This window comes from Streptosporangium sp. NPDC048886, assembly GCF_055586905.1.
This window is the reverse complement of the sequence record NZ_JBVJHH010000050.1, coordinates 44,223-66,306: the sequence shown is the minus strand read 5'-3', so window position 1 is coordinate 66,306 and position 22,084 is coordinate 44,223. Positions and strand designations below refer to the sequence as shown.

Sequence of the window (22,084 nt, the reverse complement as noted above, 5' to 3'; positions counted from 1 at the left end):
TGATTTATCAGAGGTCCCGTTGCTGTGTCTGCCCTGAACGGCACACCCGCAGATCCCTTGACTCAGCCCCCGAACCCTTAACTACGCGGCCTTGCGCCTTGAAACCGTGAAGAAAGTTTGCATTGGATCTTGGCCCGGTGGTGGTCATGGGGCGGCACGGTGCCCGGGGTCGCCGGGGGAAGCGCCGCGGTGGCGCCGGTCAGGGCCAGGCGGATCTGGCGGATCCGTGCCTCCAGTGGGCCCAGCAGCTCGGCGGCCTGGTCGCGGGCGGCCTCCAGACGCTGAAGGTCGACGCCGGTCAGGGAGCCGGTGTGCAGGCGGCGGCCGGTCTCGGCGACCACTGCGGCGACGGCGCTGTGCAGCTGGGCGGCGAGCGCGCCGAGCCCGTCGAGGGTGGCGGCCAGATCGGCGGGGGAGTCGCCGCCACGGTTCATCCAGTCGCAGGTATGGCGCTCCAGCGCCTCGCCGGCCTGCCAGACGGGCGCGGCCGGGGTGCCGGCCACGACATCGGCGGCTTTGGTGGTGCCAGGGCCGCCCGCGCCGGCGTCCCCCTGCCCGCCGAACCCGCACCGCCGCAGGAGGGCGGCGACCGGGAGGGCGAGCGGCAGGTGCGGCTGACCGCCCAGCGCATCCTCAGCCTTCACCCGCGCGACGACCGCCACCCAGATCAGCGCTCCACCCTCCCGGCCGCACCGGCTTTCTGGGAGGGGATGAGCCTGGACCTGACCGGCGCCACCCTCATCGACTTCGACGTCTTATACCGGACAGTGCATACATTCTGTCCAGTATAGAAATCCGGCCCCGGCGCTGTGACCTGCGCAAACGTCCAGGGTGGAGCGGAGCGCCGACGAGCGAACGGCGCACTGTTCGATTTGCCCTGATTTTTCGGGCGGTTATGCAGTCCTGATGCATGATCATGCAGGCGGTGCGGCGACCTCGGCGGCCACAGTGGGTATCGGTAGAGTCACCATCCGATGTGGATGATCACTTACGCATCACCGGGCCGTGACGGACCGGGTGTCCGACGCCCGGTCGGGTGACCGTCACGGCCCGACCGGACACTGATGATCTTGATGGCGTCGCTCATGCCGTCGGCGTCACCGCCGTACCGGCCGTCACGCCTCGGCCATCAGCATGGCCTCTGACCAGCCCATTGCCCCTTTGACGCCTTACCTTGCCGACCCGTCGGGCAGGGATCCACTACACCGCCGGCGATAGCGCCGGGCAAGCAGGCGAAAGGGAGTGCTGATGGATCCGGCCCGTCAGGAGACCGGTGAGGTCACCGGAACCAAGGACGTCGACTACAACCTGATCTGGTTCGTCGAACAGTGCCTGAGCAACGCGCTCCAGTTGGAGACCTACATCGCCGATGCCGAACGGGCCAACGATCCGGAGTTGGCCGACCTGTTCCGCCGTGCGCAAGCGGAGAGCCGTAAAGGCGCCGAGCAGGGCAAACAGTATCTGCGTCAACGCCTGACCCGCTGACCCTTCCTCGGGCGTACGACCGTCCCACCCACCGCCCCGGGCAGGCACCGCCGGCCGACGCCGGGTCCAAGGGTTCTCCGCCCGCGCGCCCTCAGCTCAGCGGCAGGAAGAAGCTCCGGAGCTGCTCCGCCACATAGTCCGGCTCCTCGTGGGACATGAAGTGCCCGCCGCGCTCCGGCCGGGCGAAGTGGCGCAGGTGGGGGAAGGCCCGTGCGGCCAGGCTCTGTGGATAGCCCGCCATCAAGGGCTCGTGGCTCAGGGTGATCGCGGTCGGGACGGTGATCGGCGGCCGGGGCGGGGTGTGCGCGTGGTCGTAGTAGGCGCGGAAGGAGGAGCCGATGCTCCCGGTGACCCAGTAGAGGGTGGCCGCGGTGAGCAGGTCGTTGGCGTCCCACCGGGTCGAGAGGTCGCCGTCGCAGTCGCTCCAGTCGCGGTATTTGTCGGCGATCCAGGCCAGCAGCCCCGCCGGGGAGTCGGTGAGCGCCGCGGCGATGGTGTCGGGGCGGGTTCCCATGATCGCGCTGTAGCCACCGTCTGCGGCGTCGTAGGCTCGTTCGGCCGCCAGGTAGGCCACTTCGTCCGGTTCGAGGTCTGAGGGGTCGAGGCCGGCGGTGAGGCTGCCGGAGGTCATGTGGATCCCGGCCACGCTGTCGGGGTACAGGGCGCCGAGCCATTGGGTGACGCTGCCGCCGATGTCCCCGCCGAACGCCCCGTACCGCTGGTATCCGAGGGTCGTGGTCATCAGGTGCTGCCAGGTCGCGGCGATCCGCTGCCCGGTGACGGGTGCGCCGGGCGCCTCGGAGTATCCGAAACCGGGCAGCGATGGGACGACCACGTCGAACTCGGCGGCCAGCCGGTCGGCCACGCCCAGCATCTCCGCGAAGCAGCTCGGCCAGCCGTGCGTGAGGATCAGCGGCAGCGCCCCGCGACGCGGAGATCGGATGTGGACGAAGTGCACCTTCCGGCCGTCGACGTCGGCCAGGTACTGCGGGTAAGCGTTCAGCCTGGCCTCGGCCCGGCGCCAGTCGAAGCCGTCCGCCCAGTGGCGCACCAGAGCGCGCAGGTCGGCCGGGTCGGCCCCGGCCTGCCACGGCACGCGGTCGGTGGCCGTGGTGTAGCGGGTGCGCGACAGGCGCACCCGCAGGTCGGCGAGCACATGCTCAGGTACGTCGATCAGAAAGGGCTGCATGCAGCACAATTATCCCCACGGCCGCTCGTTCGTGATCAGGTTCTCGTCAAACCCCGATCGTCGACGAGCGGCCGCCTGTGTGAAGCCACCGTTACAGGCATTCTCCTCCTTCTCCCGAACGCGGCCCCAGCCCCGAAGTGGGCCGGTCCGTGCAGGTCATCGGACTTCCGAGAAGTTCGTGTTCTCGGAAGCGGAGACGGCCACAACTTCCGAGAACATGCACGGCTGAGAGCGAAATCCCAGCTCGGCACTTCCGAGGACAGGGCCGCGTCGCTAGTTGGCGGCTGAGGACACGTTCGGGAGGAGGAAGCCTGATCGGTCACGGGTGAGGAGCGAGGGGACTTCGGGGTTGAGAAACGGCGGGTACCGCTACTGAGCTTGTGGGCGTGATGTCGCGAAGGTGTGACAGATGGTAGTTGCGGCGGTACGCCTGACTTATGAGATGTCCGCAAGGCGGCGGCCTGACCGCCGAACGGCGGGCATTTCGCGAGCGCATCCGGCTGGAGGCCGCCCAGATGTTCGCCGACGGGCAGGAAAACGGAATCGTGGCGAAACGGCCGCGAGTCAGCGTGCGCTCGGCGCAGCGCTGGCGCCACTCCTGACGGGGAGGGCTTACCGCTTAACCTGCAGAAACAGGATCACGCGAAGATCGACTCATACACCACTCCGCTGGACGTGACCGCGAAGGATTCTGCGTTAGAAGTGATTCGAGTTCTTGAGCCCCACAGGATCGGCCGAGCAGGGTGATCGCTCGACTGAAAAACGGTGGGTCGTCAGTTCGACCCTGCCCTTGACCACCGTCTTTGAGCAGCCAAAGTGCCCCGAAGAGAAGATCGCTCCGGGGCGTTTTCGTCTCTGTGAGAGCAACGGATGCTTGCCGTACCGAGTGGCGCCCTCGTTCAGTGAAGCGTGACGTCCAGTGGCGTGTCACCTGTGCCACAGGCTTGCCGGGCTCGTTGACGATTGCGTGGCGAGGTCGGTCGCCGTGCGCTCGTGATCAGTGTCATCGGGGCCCGTTCGTGTTGAGGAAGACAACAGGTCTGCCATCGAAACGGCCTGCCGTGTCCAGGGCCAGCAACGCGGCCATCGCCTTGGCCGTGTACACGGGCTCCAGCGTGAGACCCGCGCGCTCGGCGGCCAGCGCCTGAGCACGCTCGCCCGCCGGCGTGGCGTACCCGTAGCCGGGCCCGAGCCAGTCACGCACGATCATCAGGCCGTCCACGTCGAGGTGCAGGCGCGGCAGCCGAGCGCCGCGCCGGCGCAGCAGTTGCTCGGTGCGCCGCGCGAGCCGTACCAGAGTGGTGGCACTCAGGCGCAGCTTGTCGTTGACAACGACACCCACGACCCGCGTGGAGAGCCCGGCGAGCTTGAGGCCGAGCAGAAGCCCGGCGGCCGTGCCGCCCGACCCCACCGCCGTGACGATGTGCGACGGCTCGGGGAGCGCGCCATCTGAGACCTGCGCGGCAAGCTCGAACGCCGCCTCGACGTATCCGAGCGTGCCCACCGGTGACGACCCTCCCGCCGGAAGCACATACGGAAGCCTCCCGCCCGAGGAGTGACGGCTCAGCAACAGCGGAGCGCCGACAACCGTGCGTACCTTGGTGTGGGTGAAGTGCAAGGTCGCGCCCGAGCGCTTCAGGCGCTCCAGCTGCGCGCGGACGTGGTCATCGACCGGCTGGTCGACCAGCCCCAACGCTGTGGCCAGTCCGTGCTCGCGGGCGTACAGCGCGGCCGCCAGCCCCCAGTTCGTGCCCAGGCCGCCGAAGGTGAGGATGGTGCGCCTGCCGCGGTGATGCGCGTCGGGGATCAGCCATTCGAGCTTGCGCACCTTGTTGCCGCCCCAGCCGCCGTCACCGAACGCTCCCTCGTCCTTCAGCCAGATCTCGGCCCGACCGTCCGACAGACCGGGCAGCGGGCGGACCGGGGTCGGGCGCGTGCCGAGCGCGATGTGCGGCAGGGTCTCACGCAGCTCGCCGAACCGTTCGTGCAGAAAGGCCATCGTCACGCCCCCAGTACGCGCTGCAGGTAGGAGTTGGTGAATCGCCGATCCGGATCGAGTCGATCGCGCACCGCGGCGAAGCGATCCCATTCCGGATAGTCCGATCGCAAGGTCTCGGCGGTCCGGAAGTGGCGCTTGCCCCAGTGGGGACGCCCCGCGTAGCCGACCATGATCTCCTCGACGGCCCGGAAGAACGGCTCCCAGGCGATCCCGGCGAATTGGTGCACCGCGATGTAGCAGGTCTGACGGCCACTGGCCGGACTCAAGAACGCGTCGTCGGGGGCGACGAACCGCACCTCCAGCGGCGCCGGCACATCGAAGCGCCCCTGCTCGGCCAGCGCGCGGATCCGCCGCACCGCCTCCGCCGCGTGCGCACGCGGGATCGCGTACTCCATCTCCGTGATCGGCACCCTGCGCGGTGTCGTGAAGACCCGGTAGGCGCGGTCGATGCGGCGGGTGGTGCCCGACCACCGCGAACACAGCCGGTTGATCGCCGGGATCCACCGCGGCCGCGCACGCCCCACCAGGCACATTCCCCAGTAGCAGTAATTGGTCAGCAGCATGTCGTGATACCACTCGCCGGCTTTCGAGGGCGGCCGGGGCGTGGCATCCACCCGGTTCCGCGTCTTGGTCAGCGCCAGCGGGCTGTGCGGGAACGTGAAGAACCCGAAGTGGTCGTTGCCCTCGACCAACTGGTCGAGATCGTCGAGGATCTCGTCGATCGGCGCCGTGGTGTCGATCCCCTCCAGGATGAACGCCGGCACCGCCTGCAATGTCACAGCGCTCACCACGCCCAGCGCGCCGATGCTCACGCGCGCCGCCCGATAGGCCGCCGGATCGTTGTCGGCGTCGACCTCGATCGCACTGCCGTCCGCCAGGGTCAGCTCGATCGACCGCAGGCTCGCTGACAGGTTGGGCAGCCCAATGCCCGTCCCATGGGTGCCCGTCGCGGTCGCTCCTGCGATCGACTGCACATCGATGTCCCCCAGGTTCGCGAACGCCAGACCGTGCTCCCACATCGCCGCGCTCAGCGCACCCAGCGAGATACCGGCCTGGCAACGAACCAGCCCCGACTCCCGATCAACGTCCAGCACCCGATTCATCCGCTCCAGTGTCACCAACGACCCGTCGGTCAATACGGCGTCGGTGAACGAATGGCCCGCGCCGGCGACCCGTACGGTGTGCCCGGCCTGGGCGGCGCGCCCGAGCGCCGCCACCAGCTCACCCCGATTCACCGGGCGCTCGATCACCCGCGGTCGGCACGTCTGGTCGCCGGCGAAGTTGGTCCACGTCAGCTCGCCCATAGCCGGAAACGTTAGGCACTGCTAGGCGTGAACTGAAACACACGTTCGCTGCCTATTGACAAACGTCGCTTGTCAAAACGGCACAGGTTTCCCGATGTCCGGGTCGCGTATCTCGGCGATCAGCTCGGGGTGCGCGTCGCGCACCGCGCGCACGATCTCGACGAATGAGCGCACCAGCGCAGGCTCGTGATCGGTGCGCCAGCCCACCGCGACCTTGCTGGGGGCGCCGTCTGTGATCGGCACCAACGTCACCCCCGGAAACGGGGCCCAGCGGGCCGCCGCGGCCGTCACCACGAACCCGACGCCGGCCGCCACCTTCTGCAGTTCCTCCAGCAACGTGGTCGAGCGCGACACCACAGGCACCGGCTCTCCTGCGCGATACGCATCAAGCTCCCAAAAGGCATTCCACACCGGATCCGTACACGCCGACCCGAGAATCGGTTCTCGTAGCAGGTCGCGAACCGCGACCGAAGCCCGACCGGCCAGCGGGTGCTGCGACGGCAGTGCCGCCACTACCGGCTCGAGGAACAAATCCTCGAAACTGATCCCCATTGTCGCGATCGGCAGACGCACGAACGCCACATCGACCGCCCGCTCCGCCAGCCCGGCCGACGGGGCGTCGTAGTTGAACTGGCGCAGCTCCACCGTAACTTCGGGGTGGCGCTCACCGAACGCCGACAGGATGGGCTCGGTCAACGTCAGCGCCGCGCCCTCCAGGAAACCCAGCACCAGCCGGTCGCGTTCACTGCGCTGAACCGACCGTGCGTGGTTGACGGCCGCGTCCAGGGCCGCGAGAACCGTACGCGCATCCTCCAGAAACGCTGCCCCCGCCGCGGTCAATCCCACGCTACGCGTCGTGCGCTCCAGCAGGAGCACCTCCAGCCCCTGCTCCAACTGCTTGATCTGCGTGCTCAGCGCCTGCTGCGTGACGTGCAACCGCTCTGCGGCGCGGGTAAAGCTCAATTCCTCCGCTACCGCAACGAAATACCGCAGGTGACGCGTCTGCACCTCCACGCCGCAAGTGTAAAGGCGCGGCTTTCCGTACGGCTCCGCGTAGGGGCGGGATGTCCGTTACGGCCCCGACCGGGGCCGTAACGGGTAGGCTTCCTCCTCCCGAACGTGTCCTCAGCCGCCAACTAGCGACGCGGCCCTGTCCTCGGAAGTGCCGAGCTGGGATTTCGCCTCTCAGCCGTGCATGTTCTCGGAAGTTGTGGCCGTCTCCGCTTCCGAGAACACGAACTTCTCGGAAGTCCGATGACCTGCGCGGACCGGCCCACTTCGGGGCTGGGGCCGCGTTCGGGAGGAGAATGCCTGGTCGTCTGGGTGATGACCCCGCCCGACCCCGTCTTGTGCCTGACCACCGGCGTCACCAGCCAGACCGGCACCATCACCGCCCAGATCGCCACCCCGTGACAACCCTGGCCGGCGCTCGCCGCCTGAACCGCGGCGAGCGTGCCGAGCCGCGTTCTGACCGAGCGGGCGCGAGCCGGCCTCATCCACCTGCCACCAGCTTCGCCATGCCCGGAAACGGCGCTACAGGGCGCAGGCGATTCGCAGCACCAGGAGTCGGAAAACCCCCACACCGCGAGCCCTATAAGCAGTGGTAGGCGCCGTGCCGGGGTACATGTACTCCTGTGGGCCGCCTGCAGTGGCCGCCGATCATGGGCCAGGCCCGCCGGATCGTCGAAAGCCGCAGCGAAGGCGGGACCTTTCGCTAGGTCCCCGCCGGTGAAGCATCGGCGGCCTTGATATCCACCAGCCGCTGGTCGCTGTTTCGGCCCGCGACCCCGGCGGAAAGGACCCGCCCACCATGAACCGCGACCGGGCCGCCTCCGCCGCCTACTCCGGAGACGACAGCAACGCACGACAGGTGACCATGTCCCCGTTTCTGCGGGAGCGGCTGGATGCCGCCACCGCCGCGGCCCGCGCCGAGCTGATCAGCGCCAGTGAGAAGAGAGCCGGCCTGCTGCTGTCGTGGGCGGGTGTCGCCTACGGTGTGATGGTCACCCTCATCCTCACCGGCCCGGCCCGTTTCCCGGGAGTCGGGCGCTTCGGCGTCATCCTGGCGCTGATCCTGCTGTCGGCGGCGGTCCTGCTGATCCTGATCACCATCCGCCCGCTGTCTCCCCAACGCGGCGGAATGCGCATCCTCACCTATGCCGACGAGCCCACGCCCGAAGCGCTGATCGAGCGGATGAACGCCGACACCAAGGACTATGAGCTGTTCCTGGCCTCCGACGCCCTGAAGATCGCCCGAGTCGCGCGGAGCAAACACCGCAATCTGCGCATGGCCGTCGACCTGATCGTCGCCGGCATCACGACCATGTCGATCATGGTTTTCCTGGAGCGCCTGATCTGAGCCCGCAGGGGCGCGGAGATCCCTGAAACGGCCCGTCACACGTCGCTGTCCGGCAGCTCAGGTGGCGCCGTCGTCCCGCCGATGGCCGAGCACCGCGGCGATCGGCAGGGCCGCCGCCAGCCCGCTGACCAGCACCGCGGCCAGCGCTCCGAGAACGGCCTGCGCGTCGTCGAAGGCGATCCCGACGGCGGCCAGCGGGGGTCCCACGTTGCGCACCGCCGCGATGCCGCCCATGGTGGTCCGGCGCGCGAGCGGCCCGGTGGCCAGCAGGGTGCCGGCGGCGAACGCGACGATGCCCAGGACGAACCCCGCGAGCAGGGTGCGCGAGCCCAGAAGCTCGACGACGTCGCGCCAGCTGCCCGCAAGCATGCCCGTCAGCACCATCACGAACGTCACGTTCGACACCACGGAGGCGAACGGATACCACGCGCGTGCCGTGTGCCGTGCGTAGCGGTGCACCACCAGCCCGACGGCGAACGGCACGAGCTGCAGGACGGCCACGGTCCGCACCAGCGCGCCGACATCCAGGGAGATCCCCCCGCCGACCTCGGCCGCGGTGAGGATGGCGGTGCTGGTGGGGCCGAAGGTGAGGCTGGCCACGGCGGCCAGCAGCACCTGCATCGCCGTGCCCGCGACCACGTCCCCTTCTGCACCATGCCCAGCTTCGCCCCGAACGGCCCGCCGGGTGAGGCGGCGACCAGGACCAGGGCGACGAAACCCGCGACGGGCAGGGCGAACAGCACGGCCAGGCCCCAGCCCAGCAACGGGAGCAGGACCAGGTTGGCCACCAGCGTCAGCGCCAGCAGCGGCAGATCGGTGAAGACGGCACGCAGCGCCGTCAGCGTGGTTCCCAGACCGGCGGCGAACATGGTGATCGAGATGAAGATCACGGTGATCGCGTTGAACAGCAGGTGCAGCGCGTCCATCGGGCCTCCCCCCGGCAGTGACCCGGGCGGCGCCCGGCGCCGCGCGTCGGTCTCTGAGGTCGCCGAGCCACCGCAGGGCGCACAGAATTACCCCATATCGCGGCGCAGGAGGATGGGGTGTCGCGGCCGGGCGGATCCAAGACGACGCGACGCCACCCGAACCGCCGACGCCACCCGAACCGCCTCGAAAAGCCTTCGGCGTGCCGGGTGCCGTCGCGGTCGATGCCTCAGGTCTTCTTTCTGCCACCCCGGCTGGGCTGGGAGGCGGGGGCCGCCGAGACCTTCTCGCCACCGGTCCGGTCGTGGCCGGTGCGGTGCTCCAGGGCTTTGAGGATCTCGGGGGCCAGGGCCTCGGCCAGCGCGGGCGCGAGGGCGTCGGCCAGGGTGGAGGCGAGCACCTGTGTGATCAGGAGCCGTTCGATCGTCGAGGCTTTCGCGCCGACCTGGCGGGGGAGCTCCGCCAGCGTGTAGCGAGAGGTCACCGTCATATCCGCCTTCCTCTCCTGCCGGCCGATGCTGCGCCCGGCGTCGCCTTCAGTCGTGGGTGGCCCGGTCACCGGTGGGCGGAGCGCACGGTGTTCACGTACGCCGCGACCTTGTCCTTGTCGATCACGCCGCCCCAGCCTCCGCTCTCCAGGCAGGTGCCGACGAACGCCCCGTCCGCACCATCGGCTGACCCCAACAGGCGGGCGGCGTTGCCGTGATGGGTGTGCCCGGCCAGGATGACCGGCAGCCCGGGGCAGGCCGCGCGAACGGCGGCGATCATGCCCATGGTGGTGTCGTCGTCGCGGTGACACAGCGACACCGCGTCCGCGCCCGCCTGCCGGGCCGTCGCGGCGACCTCGGCGACCGTCTTGCCGCCGCCGAACCAGGAGAAATGCATCGACTCGACCTCGGCGATCAGCGCGATGCCGTGGGCGCCGATCTTGTTCCGGTACTCCGCCACCGCGAGCGGGTCGCCCTGCACCAGGCCGCCCGCGGTCATCGTCGCGCCGACCAGCGCGCCGACCCGGGTGAAGTGGCCGCCGACGACCTGCGTCACCGCCAGCGATGCCTGCACGGCGTTGCGCATCAGCTGCGCCCCGACCCGGAAGCCGGGTCCGGCCGCCTCCACGATGGCGCGGGTGATGAGGGCCATGGCCGCGATCCGCGCCGGGTCGCAGTCCGTTCCGGCGGCGTATACGCGGTCCACGGTCTGGATCAGGCACCCGTCCGCGCCGCCGTCCACGAGCGCCCGCGCGCAGGCGACGGCGCGCTCCACGATCGGCTCGACGCCGCCCCCATCGTGGTAGGGGGTGCCGGGCAGCGGCGGCAGATGGATCATGCCCAGTACCAGCTTGCCGCGCCCCAGCCACGACGCTCCGCCCGAACCCGGCATGGCCACCGCTTCCGCCTCGGGACCGCCCGCGAAGGACGGTCGACTCCAAGATCTCCGGCCCTTCCCACCATGACACCGTTCCAGCCGCTCGCCCACCCTCCGATCGCGACGAAGTCCCGCGCATCGCGGGCCGCCTACCACCGCCGCCCGGGCGCACCCATGCAGATCGGGGGGTTCACCGGCCGCCCGGAACGAGGCCGGGGTTCGTGAACGCGGGGGAGCGGAAAAGGGGGCGGTTCGCAGGTCACGGGCCGCAGCGCCCGCCTGCTACTCGACGTCTTAGGTTCGAATTCCTCGACGCGCCAGCACGATTGGCGGATGCGCCGTTTTGGTGTCATCGGGGGTGGGCGTTCGTGATTGCCCACGTTCCATGATCCGAATCCCGGCCGTTCCAGACCATGGTTGTCAACCTGCGAACGGGTGGTGTTATCAGGTCCCGGGTCGTATCGGGTGCGGTGGGACACGTGCAGATGACGACGAAGGCCGGGACGGTGTCGCCCAGGGTAGTGACGACACTCGGAAAGGCGTCCCGTATCAGGAACGGCCCCTTCACAGGGGGCGACGGCACTCGCACGCGTACGACCGTGCGACTTTGACGGTGCCATGTCGCCGTCAGGCAGCGGGTGGTGGTCCGCTGGGATCGGTGCCATCATCTCGCCGTACAACCGGGGTACGCGTGGTTGGCCTGGTCGCCGCGAGGGACACTATGGCGCGGTTAACGCGGTTGCGATCGTCGTGCCGTTGCGCACCAGCCACGCCTCCTGCGTTTGAGCTCATCGCCGGCGCCTTCCTGCCACATTCGAGCCCAGCCTCCTCCTTGCGCCTCGGCGATCTGCTTCATCGAGTACCAGGCCCGTCTCGACCGGCCAGGGCAGGTCCACCGATCGCGACGACGTTGCCCGCCAACTGCAGCAGCGCGTTGGCGTGGGCCAGCATGGGGCCGTCGACGAGCTGCGGCAACAATCCCTTCATCGCGGGCTGGAAGAAGGCGCCCGCGGCCCCGGTCAGCAACGCCGGCCCGGCGAGCGTCCCGGTGTCGGCCGTGCCGGTGAGGATCACGACAGCGGCGGCCGTCTGGGTGAGGCCGCTGACGGCCTGGCAGGCAACAATGAGCACCTGCCGGGGAAACCGGTCGGCGGCGACACCCGCCACGGGCATGACCAGCAGGAAGATCACGAGACCGGCGGCCAGGACGAGGCTCACATCCGCCGGGCCGCCCCCGGCCTGCAGCACGGCGAAGGCCAGGCCCAGCGGGGCCACGGTCGTCCCGGAGATGGAGGCGGACCGGGCCAGAAAGTACCGCCGGTAGCGGGAGTTGCCGCCAAGCAGCTCCACGGCTCCGGTCAGGCGCTCGCGCATGCGCTCTCCACCGCGTCAGAAGGATGCTCAGCCGCCGGCGGAGCGGCTGCGCTTCCTCGACGACACCCACAACACCGGCCTGCTGTATGTCGGCTGGCTCGGACCTCACCTGATCACCGGCCGGACCACTGACCTCGCACCCGTGCTGGGAGGATCTCAATGATCTTGGCCCGTGTTCAAGCGGGCGGTATCCGGCCACGTGCGGCTCAACCCGGCGTATGCGCGGACGCGGGGCCGGTCTTCCGGGAAGGCACCCACCCAGTCGTGATCCAGCGGGATCCACGCCGCAGGCTGGTGGTTTTCCGCGGCCAGTGGAAGCGAACGATCAACGATGGTCGCGTAGGACAGGCCGAGCGTGGGCGCCCAATCGAAACGGTAGGACCGGACGACCACCGCCGCCGGCCGACCAGGTCGCCTCCAGCGCCAGCGTGGTGAAGCCCTGGGTTTGCACCAGGTGCCGGAACCTCCGGTGCCGCAGCGTGAACAGCTCCTTCGAGCCGTGCGTGACCTCGCCGATCCCCACGATGGTGGCGCCCTTGGTCATCGCCGACAACGCCCGCAGGTCGCGGGACGGGCCGCCCGGGACGGTGCTGCGCAGTTCCTGGGCGTGGCGCTCCAGGTCCGCCACCACCCGCTCTTGGCCGGCGGCGGCCGCCGTGGCAACGCCGGCTTCAGGCGCCGAGGTAGCGCAGCACGGCGGCGACCCTGCGGTCCACGCGGTCACTGGGAGCCAGGCCGAGCTTGGCGAAGATGTTGCGGATGTGCTTGTGCACCGCTCCCTCGGTGATCACCATCTTGTCGGCGATGGCCAGGTTGCCCAATCCTTCGGCCATCAGCGCGAGCACCTCGCGTTCGCGCGGGGTGAACTCCTCCAGAGGGTCGCGGCGGCGGGTGAACAGCTGGGCCACCACCTCCGGGTCGATGGCGGTGCCGCCGCCGGCGACCCGGTTCAGCGCCTCAAGGAACTGCTCGACCTTGCCGACCCGCTCCTTGAGCAGATAGCCGACCCCGTGCGTGCCGTCGGCCAGCAGGTCGGTCGCGAACGCCTGCTCGACATGCGCCGACAGCACCAGCACCCCCAGGCCCGGCTGCAGGCGCTTGGCCGCCACAGCCGCCCGGATGCCCTCGTCGGTGTGGGTGGGCGGCATGCGCACATCCACCACCGCCACATCGGGCCGGTGCTCTTCGACCGCGGCCAGAAACCCCTCGGGGTCGCTCGCGGCCGCGGCCACCTCGATGCCCTCCCCGCTCAGCAGCAGCCCCAGGCCCTCGCGCAGCAGCGCGTCATCCTCAGCGATCACGACTCGCACGGCAGTTCCACCTCGATCACAGTCGGCCCCCCATCGGGGCTGGTCAGGGTCATCGTTCCGTCATGGGCCTCGACGCGGCGGCGGACCCCGACCAGCCCGGTGCCCGCGCCATCGCGGGCGCCGCCCTTGCCGTCGTCACGCACCTGGACGCGCAGTAACGGGCCTACACGTTCGACGACGACCTCCACGTGCTGGGCGCCGCTGTGCTTGCCCACGTTGGTCAGCGCCTCGGCCACGGTGAAGTAGGCGGCGCTCTCCACCGACAACGGCACCACGGCGAGCTCACCCACCCGCACCCGACAGGGCACCGAGCATCCGGCGGCCAGCGCGTCCAGCGCGCCGGCCAGCCCCTTGTCCTCCAGGATCGGCGGCAAGATCGCGCGCACCACGCCGCGCAGCTCCGCCAGCGCCTGCTCGGCCGCGCTCCTGGCACGTTCCAGTGCGTGCGCGGCCCGAGCGGGATCGCGCTGCAGAGCACGCTCGGCCGCGGCCACCGTGACCACGACCGCGTTCAGCCGGTTCTGCGCGCCGTCGTGCAGGGCCCGCTCGATCCGGCGCAGCTCGACGGCATGCGCGCGCAGCGCCCCCGCGCGGGTCATGGTCAGCTGCGCGATGCGCTGCGACAAGTCGATCGAGGCGTGCGGCACCAGCAGTTTCCTGGCGGGCAGCGCCTGCAGACGCGCCAGCACAGGGAAGAGACGGACCAGGGCGACCAAGACGGCCAGGCCGATCACCGAGGTGGCGATCGCGCCCGGCCAGGTGGTGACCGGGAAGCCGAAGTTGGTGAGCTGATCCTCGCGCGGCAGCAACTGCCAGTAGAGCGGGTAAGTGAGTTCCCGCAGCACCGCCACCGGCATGATCATCCCGAGCAGGCCGCAGGCCGGGCCCACCACGGCGTAGACGGCCAGCCAGCCCAGGTCGCGCAAGGTCGCCGGGTCGGCACGGGCCGCCCGCATCCTGGCCGCCCAGCCTCGGGGCAGCTGCTGGGCAGGCAGCCGGTACGGGCTGACGATTTCGACACCCGCGCCGGCCAGGCGCCTGCGTTCCCACTCGGCCGCACCCCTGGTCATCGCGATCATCGCCGGCACCAGCGCCAGCCCGACCCCGACCAGGCTCAACGCGGCCACCACCAGCCAGCACAGCGCGACGACGACGACCATGAACGCGGTGCCCAGCCCTCCGGCCAGCCGTTCCAGACCTTCAAGGATTCCCCGCATCACTAGGGTCATAGTAGGTGAAAGGGGACACGGCTTGCTCCAGCCCGCTGTACCACGGCCAGCTAGCGTGCGGGATTTCCGCAGATCGGGCCCGTTTCTAGGATTCTGGCCATGACCGACCCCTACCGCATCCCCAGCCTTGACTCCGACCCCGTCACCCCCCGGCCCACCACCTCCCGGCCCGCAGCGAGCAAGCCCGCGCTGAGCAAAGGCGCTCTCGCGCTGCGCGCCCTGCTCTGGCTCGTCCTGATGGCCAGCGCGGTCGTCAACGTGATCGCGAACGGCATCGGCGCCTGGCCGCTCGGCCTGGTCACGGGCGGCGTCGCCGTCGCGTGCATCGCCGCCCTCATCGTGCACCACGTGAGCAGGCGCAAGACATGAACCACATCGTCCCCCTCACCGGCGTCATCAAGGAGGAAGCCCACTGTTCGGATAGCTGTCACCGAAGGGAAGGGGCGTTCCCGCAGGGCTATGTCTGCTTGTGGACCGAGGACGACTTCGACGGCGAGATGTTCGGCTACAAGCCAGTCTCCTACTACTGCGACATCGCCCCGGCTCAACCCGTCCGGACCATCTTCAACAACACCAACCGGCCATGGGTGTTCTAGGGGTCCCGGTAGCAATGGAGCAGAATTCAACGAACCCGCCCCCGAGGGGCCAGCGGCGGGAACGGACCACGCCGGGCCGCAGACCGGGCAGAATGAAGGTTCTGTCCGGTCGCCGACAGGTTCGTTGGATTTTCCGCGATTACTACTGGGACCCCCTGAAGCCGCAGGTCGCTACCGCTAATTCCTGCACTCAGCGTCCTCGAAGGCCGATCCTGCTGTCGGCCCTGGCTACCGCAGAGTGACATGTACGGTTTACCGGGAATGTAGAGGTTCCACGCTGTTGGAGTGATCGGGCGTTTGGCCACTGCGCAAACCGCTGCGAACAGATCAGAGGGGCGCGCCACGTTCCACAGCCGTACGCTGTGGTCATATCCCGTGCTGATGAGGGTCTTGTCGTCTGGGGTGAACGCCACTCCGGAGACATCTTCGTCGTGGCCGGTCAAGGGATAACCGATCAGCCGACGGGTGGCGACATCCCACAAGCGAATTGTTTTGTCGCGGCTTGCGCTTGCCAGGGTCCGGCCGTCTTTGCTGAAGGAGATCGCCCAGATCTGCTCAGTGTGCCCCACAAGAAGCTGGTCGATCGGCTGGCGGGTTGCCATGTCCCACAGACGGATCGTGCGGTCAGCTCCGGCACTGGCGAGAAGCTTGCCGTCCCTGCTGAACTCGAGGTCGCTGACAGCATCGGTGTGTCCTCTAAGAGGGGCAGTGATCTGGCGGCCCTCGGCGATGTCCCACAGCCGGATCTGGCCATCGGATGTCGCGCTGGCCAGAAGCTTGCTGTCCGGGCTGAACGCCAGGGCGGTGCTGTTGGCGGCTGAGAACGGCCGGCCGATCTGCTGATGGGTGGCGGGACTCCACAGTCGGATCGTCCCGTCCAGGCCCGTACTGGCCAGGAGCGTGCCGTCAGGGCTGAAGGCCAGATCGCGTATCCATTTCGTGCCGCTGGAATCCCCGCCGTGGCCACGTAGCGGTGAGCCGAGCTGCCGCTGGATGGAGCTTTGCCACAGGCGTATGGTTCCGTCGATCTCGCCGGTGGCCACTATCGCGCCGTCGGGGCTGAAGACCACCGGACCGCCGTCTCCCAGCTTTTCCACGGCGATGATCTGCCCGGCCCTTCGGCGGGTGGCGAGGTTCCATAGGCGTGCACCCGTGCCGCTTGAGGTGACCACGGTTGCGCCGTCCGGGCTGAGCGCCATCGCGTAGATGGCGCCGGTGCCGCGCTCGGTGATCGGCCGGCCGGTCTGCCGGTGTGTGGTGAGGTCCCAGATCCGCACGGTCCCGTCATAGCCGGCGCTGGCCAGCATCGTGCCGTCGGAGGAGAAGGCCGCACTCAAGACGACTCCGGTGTGGCCGACCAGCGGCACCCCGACCTGCTGGTGCGTGGTGAGGTCCCACAGGTGCAGGGCGTCATCGCTTCCGGCGCCGGCAAGAATCACTCCGTTGGGGCTGAAGGCCAGGGCGGTGCCGTATCCGGGCAGGGATGCGCCGATCTGCCGATGGGTGGCCGCATCCCACAGCCGTATCGTCGCATCACTGTCCCCGCTGGCCAGCGTCGTGCCGTCCGGGCTGAAGGCGACCTGCCAGGCGGTGACGTTTCCCGTGCTTCCCGCCATCATGGGGCCCACCTGCTTACGCGTGGCCACATCCCATAGGCGCACGGCTCCGTCCGTGCCGGCCGTCGCCACGGTGCCGCCATCCGGGCTGAAGGCCACATCCTCAGCGTTGCCCGAGGAGATCGTGCCGATTCGGCCTCGCGTGGCCAGGTCCCACAGAACGGTCGTGCCGTTGTCGGCCACCGCCGCCATGATCTTGTCATCGGGGCTGAGTGCCAGGGCGGTGAAGACGAAGGTCTGCTCCAGGGGCGGATCCTCGGCGACGGTGATCGGATCGGCCAGTAGGCGCCTCGTGGCCACATCCCACAGGCGGATCCCGCCGCCGGTGAACTCCTTCGAACGGGAACCGCTCGAAGCGGCCAGAATCGCGCCGTCGCGGCTGAAGGCCACCGCGGTGACGGATTCCTTGGCACCGGCGTTCAGAGGGGCCCCGGCCGGCCCGCCGGTGGACAGGTCCCACAGCCGGACGGTGCCGTCCTTGCCCGCGCTGGCCACCAGCGTGCCGACGGGGCTGAAGGCCACGTCGTTGATATCACCCTTGTGACCGGTGAAGGACAATCGGGCGGGGCGGGCCAAAACGCTGAGCATGCTGCGCCGGGCCTCATCGGTGTGGTGGATCTGCCAGGCCGCCGCCGCCAGTTGGGCCGACAGGACGGGATCGTCGGTACGCAGCTCACTTTGCGTGGCGAGGTGACGCGAGATCGCCACATCGCGCTCGTGGCCGGCATCTTGCCACGCGCGCACCGCCGCCGCCGTCGCGACCAAGGCCACTGCGAGCAAGATGGCCAGGGCTGTGGTGAAGGCCTGCCGCCGGCGGGTGGCGCGGCTTTGGGCTCTGGCACTGGCATCGAGGAATTCACGCTCTAGCCGGTTCATGCTCAGCCGCCGCGAGTCTTTGGCCACCCACAGCAGCGCCTCTTGCAGACCTCTGCCCGTCAGGACATCACCGGACCGCCGGCCGTGGATGGCCCACGCCTGGGCGGCTTGCCGGATGCGGTGATGGACCGGCAGATCCTCGCGTTCACTCTCCAGCCAGCCGCGCAGCCGCACCCAGGCCCGCAGCACTGCCGGCCGGGCCAGGGTGATGTGTGTACCGACACGGGTGATCACCGGGTGGAAGGCCGCCAGAATGGCGTCAAGCGTCTGCTCCTGCTCAAGCGACACTCGATCGAACAGCTCCTCCTCTGGCACGGGGCGGGGGACGATGTCGCCGTTGTCGGTGACGGTCACCAGGCGCAAAAAAACACCAGGGACGGCAAGGCGCTCTTCAGCAGTCAAGGAGGCGTAGGCATCCTCAGCGACACGGCCCAGGGTCGGGTCGATCGGCTCGCGCCGGCCGAGCAGCCCGGCGTAGGCGCTGCCTGAGGCCATCACATCGTCAGCGGCCTCCGGTAGCCCGCGGGTGAGCGCGGTCAAGATGGTGCGCGCGTCGGGACGCTCCAGCGGATCCTTGGCCAGCGCCGCCCCGACCAGCGCACGCAGTGTCTCGGGCAGCACGCTCAGGTCAGGATCAGCGGTCAGCACGCGCTGATACACCGCCCCGGGATGATCAGCGCCGAACGCGTGTTTGCCGGTAGCGGCGAACATAATGATCGCCCCCCAGGCGAAGATGTCGGCGGCGGCTCCGGCACGCTCCCCACGCAGCACTTCCGGCGCCATGTACGGCGGAGTCCCAGCGGCCTGGCCGGTGGGAGTCAGTGACATCTCCAGGGTGCGGGCGATCCCGAAATCGATCAGCCGAGGACCATCCGGGCCGAGCAGAATGTTGTCGGGTTTGAGATCGCGATGGATGACGCCGGCCTCGTGCACGGCCACCAGTGCGGTGACCGTACCGACCGCCAGCCGGTGCAGGTCATCACCGCCGAACCGGCGGCCATCCTTGACACTCCGGCCCAGGCTCCGGCCCTCGACGAACTCACTGACGATGTAGGGCCGCGGGCCGTCCAGCCGTACGTGCAAAATTCTCGCGGTGCAAAACGAGGCGACCTGCTGTGCTGCCCGCACTTCCTTGGCCATGCGGGCCAGCTGCGGGGAAGCATCGCCGGAGACGTGCAAGACCTTGACCGCAACCCGGGTACCGGCCTCATCGTAGGCCTCATAGACCACGCCCTGGCCTCCTGCTCCCAACCGACCGGCCAGCCAGTACTCATCCAGCCGAAGCGGGTCATCTGGTTGGAGTGAGTCGAGCATCTGTGGTCACCTCGCCTGTGATTCCCCCACTCTGGGGTTCACCGGTTGTGACGCCACCGGCCTGGGCTGAGTTCACCGGTTGGCCATCACGGGAACAGATCGGGTACGCGCCAAAGACGCAGCTCCCTAGCAGTAATCGGCAGAACGCGAGATCTGTCCGGTGTGCCCACCTCCGTTGCCCCTTTCCGACGCACTCGGTCTGGCCCCTCAAATCAAACTGTCACGCCAATCCATCGAAGATCGTTAAATGGGTCCAGCCCAAGCCGTCAAATGGAGCCAACTGGAGCCGTCATAGCCAATCGTTATCGCCGCGAATCAGACAGTGCCGGTGCACTGTCCGGTATCCGCCGGTGGCCATGGCCGGGACGGGATGGAACCCCACCTTTCGACAAGATTTCCTTGACGCGTGATTCGTCAAGATTTCGTTGACGTGTGAGCGATGACCACTGCACCGCCTACTCCCGGGCGTCCCTCGCCCGGCTCGCCGCGATCCACGAGGCCGTCAACCTGGCCGACGCCGCCCGATCGCTGACCGACGCCACCGCCGACGCCTGGACCCAGCCCGGCGAGCTGGTCGACCAGGCGCGCGTCCTGGTCGGCCTGGCCCGCGACGTCCTGACCTACACCGTCGTCCACGAACGGCTGAAGGGCACCAGCTGGGAGACGATCGGCTGGAACCTGGACGACATCTCCAAGCAGGCTGCCGCCCAGCGCTACAGCGACGCGGAGAAGGATTTCCGCCGCCGCGCGCTGCGGGCCTGGCTGCGGCCCGAAATCTCCACCACGTACCTGGGCCACGCCATAGGCGGCAACCTGACGATGACCATGGAGATGCTCACCGAGTGGTTCGAAGCCCACCGCCTGCCCAACGAGCCGGAAAAGGATGATCCGATCCGCGCCGCCCTGACGCCGATGACCGCCACCGAGGCCTCCGCGATGGCCATCGAGGCCGCCGGCCTGCTCACCGGAGACGACCGGCCGAGCGACCCGTGGCAGCAGCGGCAGCTGGAGATCGGCCTGGCCCGCCGCAAGGTCGAGCTGTATGAGCAGATGCTCACCGAACTGCCCGGCGACCTCCAGACGCTGGAGGTCCTGGCCGGCGCCCGCGCCCGTCTGGCCGAGCTGACCGCCAGCACCTGGCCGCCGTCGATTCAGTCATGAGCGACCTGCGCCGCGGCCCGATGGAGCCCTACCGGCTACCCGGCGCCCCCGAGACCCCGCACCCGGTGGTCGCTCCCCCACTGGTCTCCGATGCCAGCCCGAGGACCCGACCGGACCGGCTGCACCGTGCCGTCACCCGCGGCGACCCGGCGAGCCCGGAGGCGGCCTGCTGCCTGACCAGCACCCACCACAGCGGACGACTCGACCAGGCCCAGGCGATCCCCGTCGATCAGGCCGACCCGGGCAGGCTGTGTCAGGCAGGCGGCTGCCGAATGCGCGCCTGGCCTCCACAGGCCAGTGCCAAGAGCTGACCGGCGGCCCGATGTACCAATGCATCTCGATGCGCCGGCGCGCCATCGCGGCCGCTGAGGACAACCTCCGCTGACCAGCCCCTGACTCTTTGGCGATCAACGCCGGACTCGTCCCGGCCGTGGAACTGATCGACAGCGGATGGCGCGCGAGCCTGACCGACATCAACGACGAGATCGAGCGGCAGGCCACCGCGGCCGCCGACCTCCCGCTGCTGCTCTACCGGTTCCGCACCGCCCCCACCGGCGGGATGAGCGTCGGGACCGTGCTGAACAAGCTGGCCGAGACCGCCAAGCACGTCGGCGAGTTCGCCCGCGAGTTCGGCGAACAGAACTGGGTCGACATGGACGAGGACGAGACCGCGGACTGGCGCAAGGTCCTTGCGGACCTGGAAGCCGCCGCCGCCACCTTCCGTCGCACCGTGAATCTCATCGACTGACCGATTACCAGGAGGAGATGGGGCGTGACCTACAACGGAACGGCCAGTGGCGTTAGCGAGACGGCGTAGGCGGAATTACCGCCATCCCCCGTTCCGATGCATGGCGGCGCAACCCGGCCTGGCTCACACTGGTCGACAAGGCGTACCTGATCGCCGACCACCCCAATTCGAATGAGCCGCAGACCCCAGCGGAGTGATCAGTGCGCGTGACGCTCGCATCAGTGGCCTTAGCCGTATTTCTCTTAGCCATCTGGGCCGCTTTCCCGATGAGAGGCGGCGACGAGCTGGGCGGGCCTAACAGCCAGATCGACGCGCAGTTGTCCTCTGACGGCATAGTTTTCTTGAGCGTTCGCGACATCGACCTGCGCGCACGTCAGGCGACCGTCAGTGCGGACCTGCAGCTGCGGCTACCCGACGTGGACGAAGAGGCTCTCGGGACGATGAGAGTCTGGTCGGGCGCCACTGGCGTCGCCAGGTCGGGCATCACCACGCAGACGGTTTCCACGCAGATCCGCTTGCGCGACATGTACGCCGTGTTCGCGCCGCTGCCGGATTTCAAGGTGCCGCTCACGGGCTCCATGACCGCCTACCCGCACGACCGCTACTCCGCCCGGTTCCAGATTGAGATCACCGTCTCCGACGGCGTCGAACTGCCACCGCTGCCCGACGGGACGAAGCGGATGTCGCAGCGGACGCTCATGCTCTTCATCTCCACCATCAAACTTGACGACAACCTGAGCGACTGGACGCTCCCGCGCCTGGGCGGCAACGCGCACAGCTACTACGTGGACACCGGAGGCAAGGTCGAAGGCACCCGGCCCGGCAGCAACGTGGTCCACCGGCTACGCCTGGACACGGCTATCCAGGTCGACCTCGCCCGCCGCCCGAACGCGCTCGCCTTCGTGTACGCCATCCTGGCGACCCCTGTCCTGCTCGTCCTCGCCCTCGCGCTGCGCCGACAGAGCAAGAACACCAGTCCCTTGGAGCTGGCGGCCGCTCTGCTGGCGGTCATTTCCCTGCGTCAGGTCCTGGTTCCGTCAGACATTTCAGGCTTCACCATTCTGGACAAGGTGCTGGGGATCGAGGTGGCGTTCATCACCGCCGTGACGCTCTACGCTTACGCGCGCGAACACCGATCGCAGCCTTTGGACCCCGGTCGCCGGCCGGATCAGCCGCCTTGAAGCTGACCGCCCGCGGTGTCCGGGGCGCGTAGGTCGCGGATGGGCCGGGGGCCA

The 22,084-nt window shown here is 69.0% G+C and carries 24 protein-coding genes and 1 pseudogene; 11 read left to right on the top strand and 14 right to left on the bottom strand.

Annotation, left to right across the window (positions count from 1 at the left end; translation table 11 throughout):
• Nucleotides 1-77 precede the first annotated feature (77 nt).
• A complete protein-coding gene (locus tag ACZ6R6_RS41795) occupies nucleotides 78-644 on the bottom strand; it encodes a hypothetical protein (protein WP_470102471.1) in 567 nt (188 codons plus the stop codon).
• Nucleotides 645-1,248: 604 nt separating this feature from the next.
• Between ACZ6R6_RS41795 and ACZ6R6_RS41790 the strand changes: the two genes are divergently transcribed.
• Entirely contained in the window at nucleotides 1,249-1,485 is a 237-nt protein-coding gene (locus ACZ6R6_RS41790; RefSeq protein ID WP_470102470.1) for a hypothetical protein, read from the top strand.
• 91 nt (nucleotides 1,486-1,576) lie between these two features.
• On the opposite strand, the gene ACZ6R6_RS41785 is transcribed toward ACZ6R6_RS41790, so the two are convergent.
• On the bottom strand, nucleotides 1,577-2,674 hold the full coding sequence (locus tag ACZ6R6_RS41785) for an epoxide hydrolase family protein (RefSeq protein WP_470102469.1): 1,098 nt from the start codon (nucleotides 2,672-2,674) through the stop codon (nucleotides 1,577-1,579).
• A gap of 437 nt (nucleotides 2,675-3,111) precedes the next feature.
• On the opposite strand from ACZ6R6_RS41785, the gene ACZ6R6_RS41780 reads away from it, so the two are divergent.
• A complete protein-coding gene (locus ACZ6R6_RS41780; RefSeq protein ID WP_470102468.1) occupies nucleotides 3,112-3,276 on the top strand; it encodes a hypothetical protein in 165 nt (54 codons plus the stop codon).
• Between the two features lie 401 nt (nucleotides 3,277-3,677).
• On the opposite strand, the gene ACZ6R6_RS41775 is transcribed toward ACZ6R6_RS41780, so the two are convergent.
• The 3 genes from ACZ6R6_RS41775 to ACZ6R6_RS41765 all read right to left on the bottom strand — a co-directional run bounded on the left by ACZ6R6_RS41775 (nucleotide 3,678) and on the right by ACZ6R6_RS41765 (nucleotide 6,991).
• Nucleotides 3,678-4,673: a 1-aminocyclopropane-1-carboxylate deaminase/D-cysteine desulfhydrase gene (locus ACZ6R6_RS41775; RefSeq protein ID WP_470102467.1), complete on the bottom strand. Its 996-nt coding sequence runs from the start codon at nucleotides 4,671-4,673 to the stop codon at nucleotides 3,678-3,680.
• A gap of 2 nt (nucleotides 4,674-4,675) precedes the next feature.
• A complete protein-coding gene (locus ACZ6R6_RS41770; protein WP_470102466.1) occupies nucleotides 4,676-5,977 on the bottom strand; it encodes a D-arabinono-1,4-lactone oxidase in 1,302 nt (433 codons plus the stop codon).
• A 72-nt stretch (nucleotides 5,978-6,049) separates the two neighbouring features.
• Nucleotides 6,050-6,991, bottom strand: coding sequence for a LysR family transcriptional regulator (locus ACZ6R6_RS41765; protein ID WP_470102465.1), 942 nt, complete (start codon nucleotides 6,989-6,991; stop codon nucleotides 6,050-6,052).
• Between the two features lie 240 nt (nucleotides 6,992-7,231).
• Here ACZ6R6_RS41765 and ACZ6R6_RS41760 point away from each other — a divergent pair, with 240 nt between their 5' ends.
• Both ACZ6R6_RS41760 and ACZ6R6_RS41755 read left to right on the top strand, forming a co-directional pair.
• Nucleotides 7,232-7,390 (top strand): hypothetical protein, encoded by a 159-nt coding sequence (locus ACZ6R6_RS41760; RefSeq protein WP_470102464.1) that lies wholly within the window; start codon nucleotides 7,232-7,234, stop codon nucleotides 7,388-7,390.
• Nucleotides 7,391-7,787: 397 nt separating this feature from the next.
• Complete coding sequence (locus ACZ6R6_RS41755; RefSeq protein ID WP_470102463.1) at nucleotides 7,788-8,336, top strand: Pycsar system effector family protein; 549 nt, start codon at nucleotides 7,788-7,790, stop codon at nucleotides 8,334-8,336.
• Between the two features lie 57 nt (nucleotides 8,337-8,393).
• On the opposite strand, the gene ACZ6R6_RS41750 is transcribed toward ACZ6R6_RS41755, so the two are convergent.
• The 5 genes and pseudogenes from ACZ6R6_RS41750 to ACZ6R6_RS41730 form a co-directional block, all read right to left on the bottom strand.
• The gene (locus ACZ6R6_RS41750) at nucleotides 8,394-8,975 is read right to left on the bottom strand and encodes a hypothetical protein (protein WP_470102476.1); all 582 of its coding nucleotides are present in this window, start codon (nucleotides 8,973-8,975) and stop codon (nucleotides 8,394-8,396) included.
• Between the two features lie 98 nt (nucleotides 8,976-9,073).
• Nucleotides 9,074-9,205, bottom strand: a pseudogene (locus ACZ6R6_RS41745) (bile acid:sodium symporter); the annotation flags it as partial.
• Between the two features lie 284 nt (nucleotides 9,206-9,489).
• Entirely contained in the window at nucleotides 9,490-9,750 is a 261-nt protein-coding gene (locus ACZ6R6_RS41740; RefSeq protein ID WP_470102462.1) for a hypothetical protein, read from the bottom strand.
• A 65-nt stretch (nucleotides 9,751-9,815) separates the two neighbouring features.
• Nucleotides 9,816-10,640, bottom strand: coding sequence for a BtpA/SgcQ family protein (locus tag ACZ6R6_RS41735; protein ID WP_470102474.1), 825 nt, complete (start codon nucleotides 10,638-10,640; stop codon nucleotides 9,816-9,818).
• A gap of 837 nt (nucleotides 10,641-11,477) precedes the next feature.
• A complete protein-coding gene (locus ACZ6R6_RS41730; protein WP_470102461.1) occupies nucleotides 11,478-11,999 on the bottom strand; it encodes an MFS transporter in 522 nt (173 codons plus the stop codon).
• On the opposite strand from ACZ6R6_RS41730, the gene ACZ6R6_RS41725 reads away from it, so the two are divergent.
• A complete protein-coding gene (locus ACZ6R6_RS41725; protein ID WP_470102460.1) occupies nucleotides 11,998-12,162 on the top strand; it encodes a hypothetical protein in 165 nt (54 codons plus the stop codon). The genes ACZ6R6_RS41730 and ACZ6R6_RS41725 overlap by 2 nt on opposite strands.
• Nucleotides 12,163-12,324: 162 nt before the next feature.
• Here the strand turns inward: ACZ6R6_RS41725 and ACZ6R6_RS41720 are convergent, their stop codons facing one another.
• Genes ACZ6R6_RS41720 through ACZ6R6_RS41710 form a run of 3 tightly spaced genes read right to left on the bottom strand, consistent with a single transcriptional unit; the run spans nucleotide 12,325 to nucleotide 14,526 of the window.
• Nucleotides 12,325-12,627 carry a hypothetical protein gene (locus ACZ6R6_RS41720; RefSeq protein WP_470102459.1) on the bottom strand — a complete coding sequence of 101 codons (303 nt, stop codon included), beginning with the start codon at nucleotides 12,625-12,627 and terminating at the stop codon, nucleotides 12,325-12,327.
• Nucleotides 12,628-12,670: 43 nt separating this feature from the next.
• Nucleotides 12,671-13,309 carry a response regulator gene (locus ACZ6R6_RS41715; RefSeq protein WP_470102458.1) on the bottom strand — a complete coding sequence of 213 codons (639 nt, stop codon included), beginning with the start codon at nucleotides 13,307-13,309 and terminating at the stop codon, nucleotides 12,671-12,673.
• Nucleotides 13,297-14,526, bottom strand: a complete 1,230-nt coding sequence (locus ACZ6R6_RS41710; RefSeq protein WP_470102457.1) for a sensor histidine kinase — start codon at nucleotides 14,524-14,526, stop codon at nucleotides 13,297-13,299. Before ACZ6R6_RS41710 ends, ACZ6R6_RS41715 begins: the two co-directional genes overlap by 13 nt.
• A 111-nt stretch (nucleotides 14,527-14,637) precedes the next feature.
• On the opposite strand from ACZ6R6_RS41710, the gene ACZ6R6_RS41705 reads away from it, so the two are divergent.
• Entirely contained in the window at nucleotides 14,638-14,907 is a 270-nt protein-coding gene (locus tag ACZ6R6_RS41705) for a hypothetical protein (protein WP_470102456.1), read from the top strand.
• A complete protein-coding gene (locus tag ACZ6R6_RS41700; protein WP_470102455.1) occupies nucleotides 14,904-15,134 on the top strand; it encodes a peptidase inhibitor family I36 protein in 231 nt (76 codons plus the stop codon). The genes ACZ6R6_RS41705 and ACZ6R6_RS41700 overlap by 4 nt, the downstream gene beginning before the upstream one ends.
• Nucleotides 15,135-15,160: 26 nt before the next feature.
• On the opposite strand, the gene ACZ6R6_RS41695 is transcribed toward ACZ6R6_RS41700, so the two are convergent.
• On the bottom strand, nucleotides 15,161-18,940 hold the full coding sequence (locus ACZ6R6_RS41695; protein ID WP_470102454.1) for a protein kinase domain-containing protein: 3,780 nt from the start codon (nucleotides 18,938-18,940) through the stop codon (nucleotides 15,161-15,163).
• A 432-nt stretch (nucleotides 18,941-19,372) separates the two neighbouring features.
• Between ACZ6R6_RS41695 and ACZ6R6_RS41690 the strand changes: the two genes are divergently transcribed.
• The 4 genes from ACZ6R6_RS41690 (at nucleotide 19,373) to ACZ6R6_RS41675 (ending at nucleotide 22,030) form a co-directional block, all read left to right on the top strand.
• The gene (locus ACZ6R6_RS41690; RefSeq protein ID WP_470102453.1) at nucleotides 19,373-20,101 is read left to right on the top strand and encodes a hypothetical protein; all 729 of its coding nucleotides are present in this window, start codon (nucleotides 19,373-19,375) and stop codon (nucleotides 20,099-20,101) included.
• Nucleotides 20,098-20,412 (top strand): hypothetical protein, encoded by a 315-nt coding sequence (locus ACZ6R6_RS41685; RefSeq protein ID WP_470102452.1) that lies wholly within the window; start codon nucleotides 20,098-20,100, stop codon nucleotides 20,410-20,412. Before ACZ6R6_RS41690 ends, ACZ6R6_RS41685 begins: the two co-directional genes overlap by 4 nt.
• Nucleotides 20,413-20,531: 119 nt before the next feature.
• On the top strand, nucleotides 20,532-20,849 hold the full coding sequence (locus ACZ6R6_RS41680) for a hypothetical protein (RefSeq protein WP_470102451.1): 318 nt from the start codon (nucleotides 20,532-20,534) through the stop codon (nucleotides 20,847-20,849).
• Between the two features lie 200 nt (nucleotides 20,850-21,049).
• Nucleotides 21,050-22,030 carry a hypothetical protein gene (locus tag ACZ6R6_RS41675; protein ID WP_470102450.1) on the top strand — a complete coding sequence of 327 codons (981 nt, stop codon included), beginning with the start codon at nucleotides 21,050-21,052 and terminating at the stop codon, nucleotides 22,028-22,030.
• The last annotated feature ends 54 nt before the right edge of the window (nucleotides 22,031-22,084 follow it).

Excerpts from the sequence above, each read along its gene's own strand:
- ACZ6R6_RS41695 (WP_470102454.1), bottom strand. The coding sequence starts at position 18,940 with ATGCTCGACTCACTCCAACCAGATGACCCGCTTCGGCTGGATGAGTAC.
- ACZ6R6_RS41790 (WP_470102470.1), top strand. The coding sequence starts at position 1,249 with ATGGATCCGGCCCGTCAGGAGACCGGTGAGGTCACCGGAACCAAGGAC.
- ACZ6R6_RS41780 (WP_470102468.1), top strand. The coding sequence starts at position 3,112 with ATGAGATGTCCGCAAGGCGGCGGCCTGACCGCCGAACGGCGGGCATTT.
- ACZ6R6_RS41730 (WP_470102461.1), bottom strand. The coding sequence starts at position 11,999 with ATGCGCGAGCGCCTGACCGGAGCCGTGGAGCTGCTTGGCGGCAACTCC.
- ACZ6R6_RS41770 (WP_470102466.1), bottom strand. The coding sequence starts at position 5,977 with ATGGGCGAGCTGACGTGGACCAACTTCGCCGGCGACCAGACGTGCCGA.
- ACZ6R6_RS41705 (WP_470102456.1), top strand. The coding sequence starts at position 14,638 with ATGACCGACCCCTACCGCATCCCCAGCCTTGACTCCGACCCCGTCACC.
- ACZ6R6_RS41775 (WP_470102467.1), bottom strand. The coding sequence starts at position 4,673 with ATGGCCTTTCTGCACGAACGGTTCGGCGAGCTGCGTGAGACCCTGCCG.
- ACZ6R6_RS41735 (WP_470102474.1), bottom strand. The coding sequence starts at position 10,640 with ATGCCGGGTTCGGGCGGAGCGTCGTGGCTGGGGCGCGGCAAGCTGGTA.
- ACZ6R6_RS41755 (WP_470102463.1), top strand. The coding sequence starts at position 7,788 with ATGAACCGCGACCGGGCCGCCTCCGCCGCCTACTCCGGAGACGACAGC.
- ACZ6R6_RS41760 (WP_470102464.1), top strand. The coding sequence starts at position 7,232 with ATGACCTGCGCGGACCGGCCCACTTCGGGGCTGGGGCCGCGTTCGGGA.
- ACZ6R6_RS41710 (WP_470102457.1), bottom strand. The coding sequence starts at position 14,526 with ATGCGGGGAATCCTTGAAGGTCTGGAACGGCTGGCCGGAGGGCTGGGC.
- ACZ6R6_RS41740 (WP_470102462.1), bottom strand. The coding sequence starts at position 9,750 with ATGACGGTGACCTCTCGCTACACGCTGGCGGAGCTCCCCCGCCAGGTC.
- ACZ6R6_RS41685 (WP_470102452.1), top strand. The coding sequence starts at position 20,098 with ATGAGCGACCTGCGCCGCGGCCCGATGGAGCCCTACCGGCTACCCGGC.
- ACZ6R6_RS41700 (WP_470102455.1), top strand. The coding sequence starts at position 14,904 with ATGAACCACATCGTCCCCCTCACCGGCGTCATCAAGGAGGAAGCCCAC.
- ACZ6R6_RS41785 (WP_470102469.1), bottom strand. The coding sequence starts at position 2,674 with ATGCAGCCCTTTCTGATCGACGTACCTGAGCATGTGCTCGCCGACCTG.
- ACZ6R6_RS41725 (WP_470102460.1), top strand. The coding sequence starts at position 11,998 with ATGCGCTCTCCACCGCGTCAGAAGGATGCTCAGCCGCCGGCGGAGCGG.